Genomic DNA, 16766 nt, shown 5'->3' with positions numbered 1-16766 from the left:
CTCATGACCACACGTGGGATTGATTTTCTCGACAAATGGATGGCGGAACAGCTGCCCGCGACCGACGATCCTGTGGTCATTAGCGACCTTGCGTACAAGGTCATGAGGGCGGCCGAGGAGGCGGGCATTCCCACCACGGAAATCAGCGAGGAAGTTTCCGGCGTTTCGAGGTCATCGCTGAAGCGATGTATCATCGTGAAGGCGGCACGCCTTGAATGACCCAACGAGCTATCCGTTTTTTGCACCTTTGGTTGGAGCGAAATGATCTGCTGGACTACCGCGCGGTGGACGATGTCGAAATCTCCAAACTTGCCACTCAGATGTTCCTCGAAGCCGAAGCTGAAGGCATCGACGAACAAGAACTTTCGGATAGCTTTGACGAAGTTGATAAAGGTCTCGTCGGCTTCATATGGGGGGGCAATAGAACGCCGACGCTGGAGCAGTAGGTAGCGGCCCCGGAACCATCCTGTGCGTCGTCAGGAACATTCCTTTGTGGACGGGGTGTGCAACAGTGATTCTCGCGAGACCTCCTGACCGGACCTTCGGTTGGCGTTGGCGACACCTAAACGATCAGCGTTTGCTCGTTGGGCGGCAGGATGCGAATCCTCGCTCTTACGGATCCTAACCGCGATCAGCAGGTTCGCGTGGTCCCGTTTGGGTTGACGATAGAACTCCTGAAATGTCGTTGCTGCCAATATGTTGGTATCGATGCGGCCGTGGCTGACGATCTCTTCGTCAATCACCTGATCGAAGACACCTTGGCAGATGTTCAAGTCGGTCGGATCAACGCATGTACTTCTTCGCTGGAGGGACGTGCGCAGGTTTGCGGCCCAAACCGATCAACCTAGCTAGCGTGGCAGCATAGCTCGCTGCAACCATGGAATAGTCACGGGGCAGGCCCACTTGGCGTGGTACCGATCGGGCATCATTCCTAGCGCTCTGAGATGCCGTATCAGCGACTTGAATTTCTCGCCGTCATCCAGGCAGATAACGTAGTCGGGGAACACCGACTTCTTCGGGTTGACCGCTTGAGCTTGTGGTTTAACGACAGGCGCGATTGGCCCGCCAACGCCCCGTCAGGGACAAGTGAACTGATGCAACCAGGCCTGAGCCGCGAACGTGTACATCGAAGACTGAGCCTGAGGACGGTCCGATATCCGCCGATGAGGCAGCGGAGTACATCATTTACGATCAGGAGAGCGACCGGGACATTACCACATTTGGCGACTAGTTCAGCGCGATTCGCCCGATAGTCCGTGACGCAGCGCGATATGGTTGGTAGTGGATCGAGGTCAGGCCGTCCCGAAGCCTTCGCGAATTTTTACCAGGAAGCCGCATGGGCGATCGGGCAGCAGCGCCCCGGACCTTAACCGCCACATCGAGCTTATGGCGACAGGAGCACACGCGGCACAAACTTCCTAGACGAATGGCTAAGCGAAAACTTGGCGCTATCACGAACGAGGATGTGATCTCGGGTAGCCGAAGCTACACCCGCATGTTTGCCGAGGCAAGATTGCTTGGGATCAGCTTGAAGAGATCGAAGTGCTAACCGCTCGGCCGACGCCAAGCTGTTCCTCGTGCCACGCGCCTCAGGTCTTTTGTGTGAACTTGAGCTTGATCGTCGGTTCGTTAGGGCGCCGAAGCGACTGCACTCAACAGCGTCTTGGCTCCGCAGAAACTGGAGGCATTTGAACTGTGGGTTCCGGAGAATAGTGGTCTAGCATCTGAGAAGACCCGCTGAGAGGTTTGCATGTTGCCCGCTGTTACATCTTGCTGGAAACGGTTTTTGACGGCAGCAACGCGCGTCCCCGACGCGTGTGATTTTGGAGAGTCTGGCTTCGACATCGGGCATCAGAGCGCTAGGAATGATGCCCGATCAGTACCACGCCAAGTGGGTCTGCCCCGTGACCCTCCTTCAGTCTGAATCTGATAGGACCAAGGTCCCGTTTAAAAAAGCAAAGGTCTTATTATCGACTTGCCCGGAACGACTCACCTCTCTGTTGGTTGTACCGCCGTGAATCGGCGCAGCTAAAGTCCCATCCTGTGCTGATAGGACTCGCGAGCCCCTCGCAGTGGCTGGCGAGTCCTCAACTTTCTATAACGGACTCTCATGGAGGCCGTGCCCTTCTCGCGAAGTGCGAAGAACCCACCCTGTCGGCGAGGGAAACGGTGGGTTGTAATTAGATCAAGTCATTCGGTAACCGCGCGGGCATCAGCCGCCATTGGCCGGGGCAGGTGCCGCTGGCTTAGCTGGGGCGGCCGGAGCCTCCACTTTTGGCGCTTCAACCTTGACGTTGATGTCCTTTCCGCCTCCTCCATGGATGTTGATGACGCCGGTAAAAACCAGCAAGACAACGATCGCGTCAATCCTTTGCCAGATGCGGTCACCGCACTCGGCAAAATCGCCGGGTGGTTCCAGGATTACAACGAAAACCATCCTCATTCAGGGCTCAGAATGCGCTCCCCAAGGGAGTTCATCCGAGCTCAAACTCAATAGCCGACTGTCCGGTCAAATAGGGGCAACTCCACGTCCAGGGTTCCGTACTAGGGCTAAGGTCTGTTGCGACGCCGACTAAGGTCTTATGGAGCAACCCAGTTACCGCTGACGTCCACGCTGCAAACGACAACCATGATCATGTTCCTTGATCCCTCTCGGTTATCCACTCATTTCGTTGGCAAATGACGAGAAGGAGGTTGCAGCGCTTGTCCCACGGACTGAGCGCATKGCCACTGTGGTGGTTTTTGCGATGGCAGTTCGCATACTCTTTTTCCCGCTATCTGCATTGCGCTCGCCTCCGGTATATGACGCCTTCCATGCGATTTTCGCATCAGCAGGTCGTAGTGCCCGGCTTCAGTGTCGGTCGACCCTCCATCTCGAACTGCTCGCAAAGCGTTTCATTGGCCTGACCTTCCTGCGCACTTCCCAGACTTAATCGCCACCGTCAACTCAGGCATCGTCGGGGATGGCAAGCTTCAGAAATAAGCCGAACCAGTGCTCGTATCTGATAAGGGTTCCAGAGATTAAGCCTCGCTTTCGGTAAGCGTCGAAGGAGCGTCGGAGCGGGCCTGCGTGGCTTACGAATTTGTAAACAAGGAAGCTGGGAACATACAATTCATCACGTCGTTGTGAGAACGCTTAAATCCAGACACGGAGGAAATTGATGAAACTTTTATTGGGAGCTGCGATCGCGACTGCGACGACACTTATATCATTGGCGCCTACCGCTGCCCAAAGCGTAATTATTCAGCCTGACAACGGCGCAGGTTACGCTGACCAGTACTCCTCGGACAATGGCGGCGAGTACCGTCACCACCATCGGCATCACTATCAAGACAGCTACAACGATGGTCAGTACAATGATAGCCAGTACAACGACGGACAATATAGGCGGTATCACCACCACCACCATGGTTGCCGCATATTTGTAACTACGCATTGGCGTCATCATCACCGGGTAGTCGAGCGCACGAGAGTGTGCGGCTAAAGTCTCTCACTCAGGAGGAAACCTACTATGAATATCAAGAAGCTCTGCACGGGCGTCGTGGCGCTTTCATTAGTCACCGGTGCCGCGCTCGCGGGGTCCGAGACCGGAACGTCGGCACTCGACGATCCAGGGAAGCTGTCGCCGTTCTTCACCGATTCCGGGATGAAAACGATGAAGTCGGACAAAGAAATCAGAACCACGTGGAAAGCGATGAGGAAGGAAGATCGCGCCGAGATGATAAAGTAATGCGGAGACGCGGTAATGTCCAAGGCGCACGCTGATTTTTGCAAGATGACCAAGCAGCTCGGCGAATAAGGCAACCATAACGTTGAAGGTGGTGGTCGTGCCGGACCACCACCTTTCCAGCTTGAGAAGCGATAGGCGGCAGCATCCGTGCGGTATAGGCCGCGTGGAGTCGATAGGCCTGAATTCGGCAGCAGCCAACACGCTGCGCCATCTCGTTAGGGCTCGCGGAAGGCGCGTGATCGCAACAGATCACGCGCCTTAGGTATTAGTAAGGTATTAGTAGCCGTCCGGGCACCGGGCAATGTAAACCCGGCCATGACGATCGCGATATCGGCATTGGCCAGCCTCGCTGGCGTGCCCGATCACCGCACCGGCGATCGCGCCGACTGCACCCCCAACGACAGCGCCTTGTACCGGATCGCCGGCCACCGCGGCACCGATCGCGGCACCTCCCAAGCCACCGACGGCGGCACCTTGTTCGGTACGGGAACACGCTACGAGCGGAATTAGCAGGCTCAAAATGAGCAGTGTCTTTTTCATGGTCCTCTCCTGAAGCCTTAATTGGCCGGAGAATAAATGCGCCAAGGGGTTTTTCGATCCATGGCCGTGTCGCCTTCATCAAACATCTCGTCTCCGCTCGAAGGGGCCTGCATAGGCTGAGGGACAGCCCTTCGCCGGGCGAAGGCCTCAGCTTGAGCGTGACCGCAATAGTTCGCAGATCGGCGTTTTTATCGGTAGAGCCACCGCGATCTGGATACAGGCGCCGATCAAGCCGGCGACCAAACAGCCGAGCCAGCGATATGCCAATCACGCTCTGGATGAGGTTGGCGACAATGGCACCCACGAACCCCCAAATGATGTTCATGAGCACGCCCATGTTGCTCTTCATGACATCTCGGCGACCCATCCCGCGATACCGCCGATGATGATCGCTGCCAGCCAGCCGAGCCACGATTCTGCAAAATTGTCCCCCGTTCCTCGAACCGCAAATTGTTCGACAGGGGAGCGTTGAGGGGCCAACAAGTTCCCCGCGATACATGTGCCGTATCCGCTCAGAAAAATGCGAACCGCAGCAGCGAGCCTTGCGCGGTGTTTCGGATCTCGACAACGTCGCCGCGGTTATCGGTAGTCATCCCAGCTATCTCACGCAACGTCCGAATTCCAAGGGGAACTTCGCATCGTGCGGGTCGTTGTGACGTCGCAAACAGTGCCGCGTTCAGCCTCCCTGCAATGGTTCGGCCGAACGCGGCGTGCATCAACACTAACGCACAAGGAAACGTACCATGATCGGCAAACTTTTGGCCACCACCGCAATAGCAACCCTGCTGTCGTCTGGCCTGTGGGTATCAGGGGCCGCCGCTGAAGATGCCACCAAACCTGCCACCGCTACGACCACTGCGGCAACGGCACCGGCGGCTGTTGCAGACGGCAGCCTCGTCACCAAGATCATAGGCGCCGACGTCTATGATAGCGCTGCGGACAATGCCGCCAAGATCGGTGACGTCAAAGACATCGTCCTCTCTAAGGACGGCACTGCCAAGTACATTATCATCGGCGTCGGCGGATTCCTGGGGATTGGTGAAAAGAACGTCGCCTACGATTTCAGCAAGGCCGAGTGGGTAGATAAGAAGGGGGATCGGTGGCTGGTCGCCAAGACCACCAAGGAAGACCTTCAGGCGCAGCCTGCCTTCGATCTCAAGGCCTACGACACGGCATCGGCGTCCGGCAACAATGTTGCTATCGCGAAAAACGAACCGGCCGCGGCGACGACAGACAAGACGGCCACCGCGGCTATCGACAAGTCCTCGCTGACCGAGATGCCGATGGATAAAATCAGCACCAAGGACTTCATCGGCACCAACGTCTATGGCGCGGACGATGCAAAGGTTGGCGAGATCGGCGACGTGGTGATGACCGGCGACAAGAAAGTCGATGCCGTCATCGTCGACGTGGGCGGCTTCCTCGGCATGGGGGCAAAACAAGTCGCCATCGGCCTGGAGAAACTGAAGTTCATGTCGGACAAGGACGGCAACCGGTATCTCTACACCAACTTCACCAAGGCTCAGCTCGAGGCGCAGACCGCCTATGACAAGGGCTCCTACGCGCAGAACCGCGACAAACAGCGGATCATTGTTGGCCAGTAACCCCAACGTGGCCCGCGCTGTTTAGGAGCGGGCCACGTTTTTTTCAATCGTGTATGCGCGATCTGAGCCTTCCGGGCTGGTGAGCACAAGACGAGATCATCTCGATCTTTCGATCGCCTGAAAAGCTAGCACGTTCAGGGTGCTTATCGGTGGCTCGCAGCCACGTTCTCAAGAAGGTCGTCCAGCGGTCCTCAGAGCGATGTCTGCAGGCGCTTATGGCGCCTTGGGCGGCTCGCCGCGCTGGGCGGACGGCCGCTATGGTCGCCTTCTGGTAGGAGACACGAACCATCGGCTTCTTGGTCCCCTTGACCTCGATCGGCACAATGATCGTAGCGATGTCCTTGATCATGTTGCGGCATCGCCGCCCCAAGTAACCGTTCCGTGCTGGCTAGCGGTGGCGGCATTCTTGTAATCACTGGGGCACAACGGAGGTAACTCAAATATGCAGATCTTCGATCGGCGTGCCGTTGATATCCGGCGGGAGCAAGTTGGGGACGATAGCTCCCTGCCTCGCGGTGTCGTGCTATCGTCGCTAAGCGGCCGATTAGCGCGGGACCGGCGACAACCCAGATGCCGAGCGCACGCTGGCACCTGAGAAGACCACAAAGGCGAACAGTAACACCGCAGCAGCCACGGTCAGCGAGCCTACGGCGACGACCGGCTCAAGTGCCGTATTCCCTTGCAGCATCAAAAACAGCGCCGGTAGCATCACCACCAAGCCGGCGTTGTAGAGGCCGTAGTGGACCATCGCGAGTTTCCGCTCTGCCTTTTCCGGGTTAAGGGCGTAGTAGCCGCCAAAGATTGCGCTTGTGACCCATCCGAGCAGATTGATGTGTGCATGCGCCGGGAAGGCGCCGTGGTCGCCCGAAATCGCCATCTGCAGGCCGGCGGCAATTCCCAGAATGAGCCAGACTACGGCCGTTTTGAAAAAGAGATCCGAAACCTTAGGCATGACATTTCCTCCTAGAATGCCGATTCTTAGTCTCTGACATTAGGGGCTCCTAAACGCGGGCGGAATCGGCGTGGGCGCTGGCGCATCCGTAGGGGGCGGCGGCGGTGTACATGCGGGTGTCGGCGCATCCATTGGCGGGGCCGGAGGTATTGGCGTTGGAGCCGGCGCATCCATCGGCGGGGCTGGCGGCGTTAACGCCGGAGCCGGCGCCAACGTCGGCGGATCAAACGGCGTGAGCGCTGGTCTCGGCGCTTCTGTCGGCGGCAACAACGGCGTGAACGCCGGAGCTGGCGCCAATGTTGGCGGCACAGGTGGCATTACAGCTGGCTTAGGCGCCAACGTCGGCGGGACAAGCGGTGTTGGCGTCGGCGTGGGGGTGGGAATTGGCGGCGCCAACCCAACCAATCCGTCAAACCCAAGCAATCCGAGTAACCCCAGCAATCCTTCGAACCCCAGCAATCCAAGTCCGCCGGGCAGGGTGGCCCAGATGTCGGACGGCAAAATCGCACGCCTTAAGAAGCGCTGCGCGGACGTGCTCAGCAGTGAAGGCGCCTACGATCGCGATCTGCGTCAACTCTGCCTGCTGATCGCCAGCCGATAAGTCACTGAGCGCGAGGCTTGCCCCGCACTCTCCAGACCTCGCGCTCGAAAGCCCGTCGCCTCACGGCGGCGGGTTTTTCCTTTCCGGGGAACCGCACAGTGCGTTTTTTGATCTAGCCGATTACCAATGCAAAGCTCGCTGTGTCCCACCGGCGAGGCTTCTTTCATTTGGGGATTGCGGAACTCAAAACTTCCCCTTGCTTCTTGGCTCAAGCGCCGCGTGCCTTGGCCATCCAGGAAATCCTGCAACAAGCGGAACTCTCTGGCGATTTGGAAATTCTACCCAAGTTCAATGGCATAGGTTCCGATGTTCAAACATAACGAATTGCTGATGATTTAGAGCGTCTTAGCTGCCGTTCTGCCCGTCGCCTTTGGCCTGCTGCTGCTCTCCTGGGCCTTGTGATCATGTCCTCTTGATCAGCGGCAACGGCGCAGGGTCGTATGCGGGTTCTGTCCTGTTTTTCAATATGGAACCGCGAAATCATCGGCAAGTCGAGGAGCATTGCAGCGTCCCTTCCCTGGGTAGCGCTGCATGGCCGGGACCAGAGCCCCGGACGGCCCGCCGCTGCCGTGAATGGGGCGGCGGGCGCGGGCCGCTTACCCCCTATTTAAGACTGTCCCCTCGGGATCTGACTGAAGCGGGCTCGTGCCCCGGCTCTTCGTGCCAAAACACCTGGCGCAAATCGCGCTGGTCGACCTTCTGGCCGCAGTAGGAGCACGGATAGAAATGGGCGTCGTTGGCAGGCTCCGGCCCGTGTAGCGTGCCGGGGATTGGCGGGCCAAGGTCAGAAAGCTTTGTCATAGGCTGAAACTGTATTCGAAGACGTGACCGCGCTTTTCGTCCGTGACCCGAATCCATACAGTCTCGCTTGTTCGCAGCGTGACGCCACGCTCGGTTGCTTCCTGGACGGCGCGCCAGATCGCTACGGGACTTCTTGTGCGTTTCGGGCAGACCGTCGGCGAGCGGAAGGGGCCGAAGGTACCGTTTTCGAGAGCAAACTGAACGTCCACGTGCATCATGGCGTTGCGATCAATACAAAGCAATCAGATGCGGAGACGCTGACCTCTAGCTTCCACCGGAAACCGACGCCTCCACGGCGGCCAACGGTGCTTCCAAGCTCCACGTCACCGCATGCGGGCCGTGCTCGAGACTGCCTTGCCCACTAACCGCCGCAGGCGCCACCCGCTTGAGGACCACCGTTCCAAAACCGCCCTGTCCGATGGTCTGGACTTGCGGCCCATCGATTTCTGCCCAGGTGAGGTGAAAGAGTCTTGAAGCACCGGAACCGCTGATGCTCCAGGTGACGGATATCTTACCATCGTCCCCTGAAAGCACGCCGTATTTGGCCGAGTTCGTCGCCAATTCGTGAAAGGCAATGCCGAGATACTGGACCGCATTGGGACTGAGGACCAATGATGGGCCTGACATATCGATCACGTCGCCCCTTGGGAAAGGCTGGGCCTGGGCCTTCAAGAGCCCATCAACGGAGGCGCCCTTCCAGTCGGCGGACACAAGCAGGTCGTGGGATCGCGACAGCGCCATGATGCGCTCGCGCACCTGGGATTCAAACTGCTTGGGCGTCTCCGACCGCTTGTTGGTCTCCCGGATCATCGAGAGGATGACCGAGTACTGGTTTTTCACGCGGTGGTTGACCTCGCGCATCAGCATGCGGATGCGGTATTCATTCTCCTTCGCGGACGTGATGTCCCGCGCAATCTTCGATGCGCCGACGATCTGCCCTGTTGCGTTACGCACGGGCGATATCGTCAGCGAAACCGGAACCAGGCTGCCATCCTTGCGCTGGCGGGTCGTTTCGAACGGTTCGACGCGTTCGCCACGCCGAATGCGTTCGAGAATGCGGGGTTCCTCGTCCTGATGGTCATCCGGGATTAGCATGGTAACGGAGTTGCCGATCGCTTCGGCGGCGGTATAGCCGAACAGCCGCTCAGCACCGTGGTTCCAGCTCTTGATGATGGTGTTGAGATCCTTGCTGACGATTGCGTCGAACGAGGATTCTACGATCGCTGACAAATGCTGCCTGGCTTCTTCGGCACGCTGGCGGTCCGTCAGGTCGAGCAGCATATTGACCGCACCAATCAGGTTGCCCTGCTCATCCCGCAGCGGCGTGGGGTGGGGCAGAACCGGAAAGAAGGATCCGTCCGTACGCCGTGCTACGGCCTGCTGATTGCGGATCGGCCGGTTTTCCTTGAGCGTGATCGCCATAGGACACTCGTCGTGCGGCAATTCGTTGCCGTCGGCAGTGAACAGCTTGAATGTCACGCACCATTTGTCCTTGCCGATAACGGGCTCCCTGCCTGCAAGATCGGCCGCGGCGCGGTTGTAGTAGGTAATCGTCCCATGCTGATCCGTCGTGTAGATGGCGACCGGAAGGCCGTCGAGAATCTGGTGGTAAGTGCTGTCCTGCTGCTTAAGTTCGGAGCGGGTCTGTTGAAGATCGGTTACATCGGCTGTGAAGCACCTTGTGTTAATCAGCTTGCCGTCCCTGAAATAGCCGCTCGACGTGATTTCGACATGCTTGATCGAACCGTCACAGGCCCGCAACTGCGCCGGATATCTCGCGATCTTCTCGCCTCTGGTCAGCCGCTCGAGAATGTCATTGATGACGTGCCTGTCGGGATAGAATTCGGCAATATGGCGGCCTACATAGTCTTCTGCGGGATAACCGAGGAGATCGAGCTCAGCCTTGTTGGCGTGCAGAATGACGCCATCTGCGCTCACCAGATGGAGTGCTAGGGCGCCGTTTTCGAAAAAATCCTCATAGTCGAACTCGCGGCTTTCCTCGCCGGATACTTCCGGCTTCTTGAAGGCGATAACCTTCGCCTGCGCTACTTCATCCATCCCAATCCCCGTCTGACCATAACCACCCACAACGCGGCTGGTGATCATTCCGTTCCAGAGTCCCGCCCTTGATGCCGTGCCCGAAGCTCAACCTGACATCAAACAGTGGCCGCGCAAACTTGACCCTTATGAGGCCATCGGCCTTCACTCGTGTTTTAGCTACAGCTGTGCAACTCTACGCTCATGGAAAAACCTCTTGTCTTGGTCGTTGACGACGAAGCGTTGATTGCCTTGGACGTGGAGTGTGCCCTTGCCGACGCCGGTTTCACGGTCGCGGTGGCGACGTCTTGCGGCGAGGCAATTCGGTTCCTCAAGGGCCACACGCCCGCCGCCGTGGTCCTGGACGTCAGACTCCCGGATGGCGAGTGCCATGAGGCGGCGATCACGCTGGCTGACCGCGGCGTACCCTTCGTGGTATATACCGGCTTGGGCGCGGTCGATATGCACGAAGCCTTTGCCCATGGGGTTACGGTGCTCAAGCCAACCGAACCGGCAGAAGTCGTCCGGCTTCTCAAGGCCATGGCCACCGGGCGGCAACAGAAGATGACTGGATAGCAGAGCGGCTCTGCGGACGTCACGCAGCTGCGGTAGCACCTGCCGCGCATTGCGGTCGTGTCGATCAGGCGGATAGCTCTCGCGCGTGGCCCCGGTGATGCCAGGCTCCCTGGCAATGGACTGCGCAAGCGTCTCATTTCACGGCCACGATTGACCCTTGGCGACCCTGGAAAAGACGGCGACTTCCAGCTGATTTCTTCTCAAACTCTTACGGCGTTCGGTAATAGGCACTGCACGCCAAGCGCACACTGGCGAATGTCCATTCTCGTCGCCGGCCGCAGCCCGGGCTTGGGCGAGTAAAACCCGCGTTCAGGCCGGTCTCTCGCTGGAATTTCATTAACCACGCCGAGGATTTTGCTTTGCCACCGCAATTTGCCGGACCGGCGGATGCGTTCGCTGTGTGCCCAGTGGGGCGGCGGCCAGATGGGGCATTTTCCCCGGAGCACACGTCGGCCAAAAGAGCCTTCTCGTCGTCGGAAAGCGTATCGTGCTTGCCAACCTGCAGTTAGAGAGGTTCCAGCATGTCGGTGCCTCGCCATGCCGACTTGAGGGGCCGGTCGCCAAGCCTGCGAGGCACGGCGAGGCTCAACTGCCTTTCGGGAGAATGGTGATTCAGATTCTTCGAATTTTTTTGCAACTTAGCCTCTTGAAGCCGTTTTGGTCCGTTCCTAACTGATCCGCCGTCGAGGCCGTATGGCTCGGCAAGACTGGCGGCGCCGCATAGGGCGGCGTCCCTTGTACCCATGTTGCTTTAAGGAGAATGTGGCTATGAGAACCTTTGACTCTCTGTATCGCACCACCGTTGGTTTCGACCGTCTGTTCGACATGCTCGACAGCGGCACCCGGTCCGACTGGCCGCCCTACAACATCGAGAAGGTCGGCGAGAACGACTATCGGATCGCCATGGCGATTGCGGGGTTCAGCCCGGACGAGGTTGAACTGACCCAGCATGGACCCGAACTGCTCGTTGTCGGCCAGAAGGCCGATGACCAGAGTGGTCGCCAGTTGCTCCATCAGGGGATCGCCTACCGCAGCTTCAGGCAGTCGTTCAGATTGGCCGACCACATGAAGATCAAGGCGGCAAGCCTTGAGAACGGCCTGCTCGCCATCGACATCGTCCGGGAGGTTCCCGAGGAATTGAAGCCCCGCCGCATCAGCATCGGGTCAGGGGACGCTGCGGTCAGCAAGCAGATCTCGCAGGATACGGAACGCGCACGCAAAGCCGCCTGATCAACGCGACTTTTCACCATAATACTGCGGTCCGCCTCCCGGTCACGGCCGGGAGGCCCAGATTGCGGAGAACGGAGATGAACACACGCTATCAGACACCGACACACTTCTTGCCATGCCTTGGCAAGCTCGAAGCACTTTTCTGTCTGCTCGACGATCCGGCTAAGGTGGTCGACCATCCGCGTCTCAGTCGTGCGGAGAAACGGGCCTTGCTCGCCTCTTGGGCATCCGACGTCTATGCGGTGGAGAACCATCCAACCCTACGCCGGCTGGACAACGGTGCGGTTATCCCTGTCGAGCGCATTCTGAGCGCTTTGAAGGCCTTGGATAAGACGCCCGAGGCCGTGGACAAATTTTCGGCCCGCGTCCTGCCTTGGCGGTTGTCTTCACGTCGTGGCGCGGGCTGGGGACGGAGCGGCCGGTTCTTCGGCCCCGACGGTGATAACGATCCGCCGCCATGCCCTGCAGCAGTCGCGCCGCGTCCACGCGCGCCAGGTGGAGTGGGCGCAACCGCCAGCGTCGAACTCGCCTGTGCTTGACATTTTTTTGTCACCATCCATACGGCTGCCTCGGAGGGCAGCCGTATGGATGCAATCGCGGGAGAGGAGGCCTGGGCGCAGAGAATGGGGCCGAAAACGAAGCGGAGAGCGGATGACAATTCCAAAGCGCACCTATCGTCTGCAGATCATGCTGAATACCGATGAACTCGCGGTTCTGGATGCTTGGCGCTTCGAAAGACGCATGCCTAGCCGTTCCGACGCGGTGCGGGAGTTGATGCGACTTGGTCAGGATGCGCCGGGCGACAGCGCAGAGTGGCCCGCAAAATCCACGGATTTCGGGATTATTGATCCGCCTATCGACTGGGCGGTAGGCGGGCCTGTTGGCGCCTATCGAAGGCGCCTGCGGTATATCAAGCGCGCTTCGCGAAGCAGCGAATTGCGATCCGTACCAAGCATTTTGATGAGGTCTGCAGCCTGCGCTTCTGTGATCCCCGTCTCCTTGGCAAGTTGATCTGCAAGCTTGTTGCGCTCCGTCATCGGAGCGCCTTGGTCTTTATCGTCACCCATGGTGAGACGTCCCTTCTCACGTTGGTATGCCATCCCCGCATGGATCGAACGACTGCCCACGCATTTCGTTCCGGCTAGTTGAAGAACGGATGCCCCTACAACCGGTGCCGACCGATTGGTCGGGGAATTACGATCAATGCAACGCGCCAGCAGGATTCTCTTGGAGCGTTCAATGCTGGGTCTTCAACCTCTTCGCTTCGCTCAGCCACAAGCCCCGTCGTCCCCAACCATGTGGAAGAGTTCGCGGGCCTGAGCCTCTGTAATACCCGTTTCCCGGTCGACGAACCGGGACCAGAAAGTCCTCTTCCTCCTCCATTCGCGCGCGCTCCCGCCGCTTTTGATCGCTCGGTGATGGCGGCGCTGCCCGACGGTCGCCCGCCTGATCCAAGTCTGCGTCCTCATCCTCATTCTTCACCAGGAGGTCAGCTTCGTTGGCTGCCGCCAGGAAGGCGCAGCGGGCGTTTTCGACATCGTCGTTGGACGTCAATCTCCCGGTACAGGCCTGGAGGGCGGCGCGATAGCGGGGACCATGGGGTTCGGGCCAGCGCTCCATCATGAATACGGCGGCCTGAGCCACACTGGCCAACCTCCGGAACTCTCCTGGCTTTGACGTCTCGACATTCAGGGAACGTCAAAAACACATCGTTCATGTACTGCCTCGTCCGGATGGGCAACGCGAACGATGGAGCGAGGTTTTCGTTCCATGTTGCAGCAAGGTGGGCTCTCGAGAGTTCCTTGGCCTTCGCGGACCCCAGTTCGGATAGGTAATCGGACAAACCTATGCTACAGACTGGCCGACCTCCTCATACAGAAGGGGAGGCAGGGCCAAGCGCCGCCAAGGCGCGGTCAGTCTCGCTCTACTGCATCCCCGAGCTCATCATCGCCGCCGCGCCACACGTCCAAGGCGTGCCTGAAAGCGAAGAAGGTATTCACATGGACGAAACCCACTCCAATGCGCGAGAGCATTTTTTCGCGGCGATACGCATCCTTGCGGCATCGCCAGACAGCATCCAGACCCGCCTGATCGAGGCCACCCCAAACATCCTGCGGGTCACCATCACAGAATTCGAAGAGAACCGGGAACTCAAGATCAGGTTCGCCCGTATCCTCGACCTTCTGGCGGTCGATAACGATGACCTGGAAACGACTGCAGTGGAAACAGCCGCGCATATGACGGATTTCGAGGCGGTTAAAGTTGCAGACCTGATCTGCGACTTCTTCACTGACCTGGAATGACCAGGTCGGCCGAGCCAGTTTCTGAGCATCGAATCCGTTTTGTTCGTTCGACATCCTTGCGAGTTGCAATGACCACCAGCGCTGAACATCTCAAACCTCTCCTTTGGGAACCCAAGAACCTGATCCGAGCTGTCGAAGCCCCAGGCGTGACCCTTTGGTCCTGGAACGTGGACAGTGATGCGTTGGCCATGGATGACCGCGCTTATGACCTTTGGGGCATCCCGCGCACCAACGACGTCAAGTTTGAAGACCTGTCCGCGCACATCCATCCTGCCGACCGCGACAGGGTTCGAGCGGCCTTCAACGCCACCCGTTCGATCGTCGGCCCCTACGAGATCGATTTCCGGATCATGATCGGCGACGAACTCAAGTGGATCTCCGCCCGTGGCCAGGGCGACGACGAAGGAATGTCCAGCGGCTGATGTTCGGTATTTTCATTGATGTGACCGGACGCAAACAGGCCGAAGAGAGCCGTGAGCTTCTCGCCGGGGAAATGAGCCACCGCGTCAAGAACCTGCTCACCATAGCCTCGGGCCTTACGGCGATCAGCTCGCGTTCGACGACCACGACCAATGACATGGCCCGCGAGCTTACCCAGCGACTGACGGCTTTGGGGCGCGCCCACGATCTGGTGCGGCCGGTGCCCGGCCAAACCGAGGCCGCCTCGGCGCTGCTTGGCGATTTGTTGACTGTCCTGCTCGCGCCTTATGACGACCTGGGAGCGTTCAGTGGGCGCATCCGGGTGTCGGTGCCTCGGATGAGCGTCGGTGAGTCCTCAGCAACCATTCTGGCGCTTATCATCCATGAACTTGCCACCAATTCTCTCAAATATGGTGCCCTGTCGGCCGAGGCCGGTACGCTTGATGTTTCCTGCACGGCGCAGGACGAAGCGGTGATCATCGTCTGGACAGAAAATGGGGGGCCGCTCGTCGAGGCACCTTCCGCTGCGCCCGGCTATGGCAGCAGGCTGGTTGAGCGGAGTGTCACAGGACATCTGCGTGGGTCTATCGATTACGATTGGTCAAAACAGGGCCTGATTGGCACCCTCAAGGTCCGGCCAGAGCGCCTCGCACAATAGCTGGTTCGCTCCAGATGGACATCGCCCAGAATGCCACCGACAGTACGCAGAAACTGTCGCCGCTCCTTCGACGCCTGGGGAGCTGTAAGACGACTCTCACAGGCAAGCCGGCGATACCCAGTCCTTCCGACCTGAACCATGGCAGCATCACCAAAAAATCGCGGCAAGCATGACATTTACCGCTGTGTAAACAACGGGCTGCAGGTACGTGCTTCGGTCTACAAATCCTGGCGGCCAAAGTAGTGTCATATTCGCAGTCGTTGCATTCAAAGGTGTCCCCGCAGATATGGAGACATTACGCCAAGTTGCCTGGCCCAACGGGCGTCTTGGTTAATCGCCTATTGGGCCGGCCATTCGGCGCTGCGCGCCAGGCAATTAGGTGCTTTAAGAAGGCGAAGTGAGTCGCTTGGCAGCCAGGTACATTAATGCTGAAGCCGCACGATTCCGGTCCCATCCCGCACCCTCTGCAAGGCTTATCAATTCATCCACGCGTGAGGCCAAGGCGGCTTGGCAGTCGGTGTCATAGGGAGTTGCGTTTACTTCATAGATGGGCGCCCTGATCGCCGTTTCCTTTGTCATCAACTTGCTCGCGAAAATGAATGACGGGAGGCGGCCAACCTGATGATGGCCGCCTGCTTTGCGGTGGTGTCAAACGTGGGTCGGCGTCAGTTTTCCAAGAGGCGAGGGCGTGTCACCGTCCTGCATGAGAATGTCCTTCTTGCGAGCAAAGGCGATGAATTTGCCTCGTGCAGTCTCCGCTTCGACTTCCCCAGTCAGAGCAGCCTTACACGTGCGTATAGCCGCTTTCTGCTCCGGGCTATTGCCGCACCATTCCATGGCAAAATGATAGGCGTCGGCAACTGTGTTGAGTTGGCAGGGGAAGCCTAAATCCAACCCAGACGCGGATCGGTTTTTCAAAAGGTCTTGATAGCATCGCGAACCCCTTTTTTCGCAATGCCACTAAGCGGACAAGCCGCCGCCTTGGCCCCGGTTGCCCGGGATCGTCCACAGCGAAGCAGTGCTCACGTCCTCGTAAATCCGGGCTGACTTTGCAAAGCCGCAAAATGCTTCGCGCGCAGCCGACAGCGGATACCCGCTATCAAATGCCCTCTGGCAAGCCCTAAGAGCAGTTTCGTAAATCACCCCGTGTCTGTCTTTCGGCCACGAGTATAGGAACTCCAAGGCATCCTCGATGCCTGTAATTCCCTCTATGAGGGTGTCCCCACTCTGCACAAAAACAGGTTTGTCGAACATCCGATCGTTCATAGGATCCTCTAAGTCGTACGAACCATAAATTTTGAAGTGGGCGAGCC

The 16766-nt window shown here is 58.6% G+C and carries 19 protein-coding genes and 3 pseudogenes; 12 read left to right on the top strand and 10 right to left on the bottom strand.

Features of this window, described 5'->3' with window-relative positions; translation table 11 throughout:
• The first annotated feature begins 3 nt into the window (after positions 1-3).
• Positions 4-219, top strand: coding sequence for a DUF768 domain-containing protein (locus AC1DPX_RS08665; RefSeq protein WP_477235918.1), 216 nt, complete (start codon positions 4-6; stop codon positions 217-219).
• The gene (locus AC1DPX_RS08660) at positions 216-446 is read left to right on the top strand and encodes a hypothetical protein (RefSeq protein ID WP_477235916.1); all 231 of its coding nucleotides are present in this window, start codon (positions 216-218) and stop codon (positions 444-446) included. Before AC1DPX_RS08665 ends, AC1DPX_RS08660 begins: the two co-directional genes overlap by 4 nt.
• Before the next feature lie 30 nt (positions 447-476).
• On the opposite strand, the gene AC1DPX_RS08655 is transcribed toward AC1DPX_RS08660, so the two are convergent.
• Together AC1DPX_RS08655 and AC1DPX_RS08650 are read right to left on the bottom strand one after the other, a co-directional pair.
• Positions 477-773, bottom strand: a complete 297-nt coding sequence (locus AC1DPX_RS08655) for a hypothetical protein (RefSeq protein WP_477235914.1) — start codon at positions 771-773, stop codon at positions 477-479.
• Between the two features lie 75 nt (positions 774-848).
• Positions 849-1007, bottom strand: coding sequence for a MucR family transcriptional regulator (locus tag AC1DPX_RS08650; protein WP_477235912.1), 159 nt, complete (start codon positions 1005-1007; stop codon positions 849-851).
• A gap of 1352 nt (positions 1008-2359) precedes the next feature.
• Here AC1DPX_RS08650 and AC1DPX_RS08645 point away from each other — a divergent pair.
• Positions 2360-2497 (top strand): annotated as a pseudogene (locus tag AC1DPX_RS08645) (integrase core domain-containing protein); the annotation flags it as partial.
• Positions 2498-3209: 712 nt separating this feature from the next.
• Here AC1DPX_RS08645 and AC1DPX_RS08640 read toward each other — a convergent pair.
• Positions 3210-3437, bottom strand: coding sequence for a hypothetical protein (locus tag AC1DPX_RS08640; protein ID WP_477235910.1), 228 nt, complete (start codon positions 3435-3437; stop codon positions 3210-3212).
• A 75-nt stretch (positions 3438-3512) separates the two neighbouring features.
• Here AC1DPX_RS08640 and AC1DPX_RS08635 point away from each other — a divergent pair, with 75 nt between their 5' ends.
• A complete protein-coding gene (locus tag AC1DPX_RS08635) occupies positions 3513-3731 on the top strand; it encodes a hypothetical protein (protein ID WP_477235908.1) in 219 nt (72 codons plus the stop codon).
• 276 nt (positions 3732-4007) lie between these two features.
• On the opposite strand, the gene AC1DPX_RS08630 is transcribed toward AC1DPX_RS08635, so the two are convergent.
• Both AC1DPX_RS08630 and AC1DPX_RS08625 read right to left on the bottom strand, forming a co-directional pair.
• Positions 4008-4271 carry a YMGG-like glycine zipper-containing protein gene (locus tag AC1DPX_RS08630; RefSeq protein WP_258589630.1) on the bottom strand — a complete coding sequence of 88 codons (264 nt, stop codon included), beginning with the start codon at positions 4269-4271 and terminating at the stop codon, positions 4008-4010.
• Positions 4272-4418: 147 nt separating this feature from the next.
• Positions 4419-4670: pseudogene (locus AC1DPX_RS08625) on the bottom strand (GlsB/YeaQ/YmgE family stress response membrane protein).
• A 344-nt stretch (positions 4671-5014) separates the two neighbouring features.
• Here AC1DPX_RS08625 and AC1DPX_RS08620 point away from each other — a divergent pair.
• Entirely contained in the window at positions 5015-5875 is an 861-nt protein-coding gene (locus tag AC1DPX_RS08620; RefSeq protein ID WP_441935504.1) for a PRC-barrel domain-containing protein, read from the top strand.
• A gap of 544 nt (positions 5876-6419) precedes the next feature.
• Here the strand turns inward: AC1DPX_RS08620 and AC1DPX_RS08615 are convergent.
• Positions 6420-6827, bottom strand: coding sequence for a hypothetical protein (locus AC1DPX_RS08615; RefSeq protein WP_477235906.1), 408 nt, complete (start codon positions 6825-6827; stop codon positions 6420-6422).
• A gap of 232 nt (positions 6828-7059) precedes the next feature.
• Here AC1DPX_RS08615 and AC1DPX_RS08610 point away from each other — a divergent pair, with 232 nt between their 5' ends.
• Positions 7060-7428 (top strand): hypothetical protein, encoded by a 369-nt coding sequence (locus AC1DPX_RS08610; protein WP_477235904.1) that lies wholly within the window; start codon positions 7060-7062, stop codon positions 7426-7428.
• Between the two features lie 1065 nt (positions 7429-8493).
• On the opposite strand, the gene AC1DPX_RS08605 is transcribed toward AC1DPX_RS08610, so the two are convergent.
• The gene (locus tag AC1DPX_RS08605; protein WP_477235902.1) at positions 8494-10335 is read right to left on the bottom strand and encodes a PAS domain S-box protein; all 1842 of its coding nucleotides are present in this window, start codon (positions 10333-10335) and stop codon (positions 8494-8496) included.
• 153 nt (positions 10336-10488) lie between these two features.
• Between AC1DPX_RS08605 and AC1DPX_RS08600 the strand changes: the two genes are divergently transcribed.
• The 4 genes from AC1DPX_RS08600 to AC1DPX_RS08585 all read left to right on the top strand — a co-directional run bounded on the left by AC1DPX_RS08600 (position 10489) and on the right by AC1DPX_RS08585 (position 13083).
• Complete coding sequence (locus tag AC1DPX_RS08600) at positions 10489-10842, top strand: response regulator (protein WP_477235900.1); 354 nt, start codon at positions 10489-10491, stop codon at positions 10840-10842.
• A 768-nt stretch (positions 10843-11610) separates the two neighbouring features.
• A complete protein-coding gene (locus AC1DPX_RS08595) occupies positions 11611-12072 on the top strand; it encodes an Hsp20 family protein (protein WP_441935496.1) in 462 nt (153 codons plus the stop codon).
• Between the two features lie 77 nt (positions 12073-12149).
• Entirely contained in the window at positions 12150-12611 is a 462-nt protein-coding gene (locus tag AC1DPX_RS08590) for a hypothetical protein (protein WP_477235898.1), read from the top strand.
• Between the two features lie 112 nt (positions 12612-12723).
• Entirely contained in the window at positions 12724-13083 is a 360-nt protein-coding gene (locus tag AC1DPX_RS08585; RefSeq protein WP_441935492.1) for a hypothetical protein, read from the top strand.
• A gap of 225 nt (positions 13084-13308) precedes the next feature.
• On the opposite strand, the gene AC1DPX_RS08580 is transcribed toward AC1DPX_RS08585, so the two are convergent.
• A complete protein-coding gene (locus AC1DPX_RS08580; protein ID WP_477237467.1) occupies positions 13309-13764 on the bottom strand; it encodes a DUF982 domain-containing protein in 456 nt (151 codons plus the stop codon).
• A 155-nt stretch (positions 13765-13919) separates the two neighbouring features.
• Here AC1DPX_RS08580 and AC1DPX_RS08575 point away from each other — a divergent pair, with 155 nt between their 5' ends.
• The gene (locus tag AC1DPX_RS08575) at positions 13920-14375 is read left to right on the top strand and encodes a hypothetical protein (protein ID WP_441935490.1); all 456 of its coding nucleotides are present in this window, start codon (positions 13920-13922) and stop codon (positions 14373-14375) included.
• 68 nt (positions 14376-14443) lie between these two features.
• A pseudogene (locus AC1DPX_RS08570) lies at positions 14444-15453 on the top strand (sensor histidine kinase).
• A gap of 648 nt (positions 15454-16101) precedes the next feature.
• Here AC1DPX_RS08570 and AC1DPX_RS08565 read toward each other — a convergent pair.
• Positions 16102-16290, bottom strand: coding sequence for a DUF982 domain-containing protein (locus AC1DPX_RS08565; RefSeq protein WP_477237465.1), 189 nt, complete (start codon positions 16288-16290; stop codon positions 16102-16104).
• Between the two features lie 123 nt (positions 16291-16413).
• Positions 16414-16707, bottom strand: a complete 294-nt coding sequence (locus AC1DPX_RS08560; RefSeq protein WP_477237463.1) for a DUF982 domain-containing protein — start codon at positions 16705-16707, stop codon at positions 16414-16416.
• Between the last annotated feature and the right edge of the window lie 59 nt (positions 16708-16766).

The sequence above is a fragment of the Mesorhizobium sp. 01N446 genome (assembly GCF_056399285.1).
Note: the sequence above shows the minus strand (reverse complement) of the source record. Positions and strands in the feature narration are given on the sequence as shown.

Bases quoted from the DNA above. Each gene is read 5' to 3' on its own strand.
- AC1DPX_RS08665 (WP_477235918.1), top strand. From the start codon at position 4: ATGACCACACGTGGGATTGATTTTCTCGACAAATGGATGGCGGAACAG.
- AC1DPX_RS08660 (WP_477235916.1), top strand. From the start codon at position 216: ATGACCCAACGAGCTATCCGTTTTTTGCACCTTTGGTTGGAGCGAAAT.
- AC1DPX_RS08640 (WP_477235910.1), bottom strand. From the start codon at position 3,437: ATGCGTAGTTACAAATATGCGGCAACCATGGTGGTGGTGGTGATACCG.
- AC1DPX_RS08635 (WP_477235908.1), top strand. From the start codon at position 3,513: ATGAATATCAAGAAGCTCTGCACGGGCGTCGTGGCGCTTTCATTAGTC.
- AC1DPX_RS08630 (WP_258589630.1), bottom strand. From the start codon at position 4,271: ATGAAAAAGACACTGCTCATTTTGAGCCTGCTAATTCCGCTCGTAGCG.
- AC1DPX_RS08620 (WP_441935504.1), top strand. From the start codon at position 5,015: ATGATCGGCAAACTTTTGGCCACCACCGCAATAGCAACCCTGCTGTCG.
- AC1DPX_RS08615 (WP_477235906.1), bottom strand. From the start codon at position 6,827: ATGCCTAAGGTTTCGGATCTCTTTTTCAAAACGGCCGTAGTCTGGCTC.
- AC1DPX_RS08605 (WP_477235902.1), bottom strand. From the start codon at position 10,335: ATGATCACCAGCCGCGTTGTGGGTGGTTATGGTCAGACGGGGATTGGG.
- AC1DPX_RS08595 (WP_441935496.1), top strand. From the start codon at position 11,611: ATGAGAACCTTTGACTCTCTGTATCGCACCACCGTTGGTTTCGACCGT.
- AC1DPX_RS08590 (WP_477235898.1), top strand. From the start codon at position 12,150: ATGAACACACGCTATCAGACACCGACACACTTCTTGCCATGCCTTGGC.
- AC1DPX_RS08585 (WP_441935492.1), top strand. From the start codon at position 12,724: ATGACAATTCCAAAGCGCACCTATCGTCTGCAGATCATGCTGAATACC.
- AC1DPX_RS08575 (WP_441935490.1), top strand. From the start codon at position 13,920: ATGCTACAGACTGGCCGACCTCCTCATACAGAAGGGGAGGCAGGGCCA.
- AC1DPX_RS08565 (WP_477237465.1), bottom strand. From the start codon at position 16,290: ATGGAATGGTGCGGCAATAGCCCGGAGCAGAAAGCGGCTATACGCACG.
- AC1DPX_RS08560 (WP_477237463.1), bottom strand. From the start codon at position 16,707: ATGTTCGACAAACCTGTTTTTGTGCAGAGTGGGGACACCCTCATAGAG.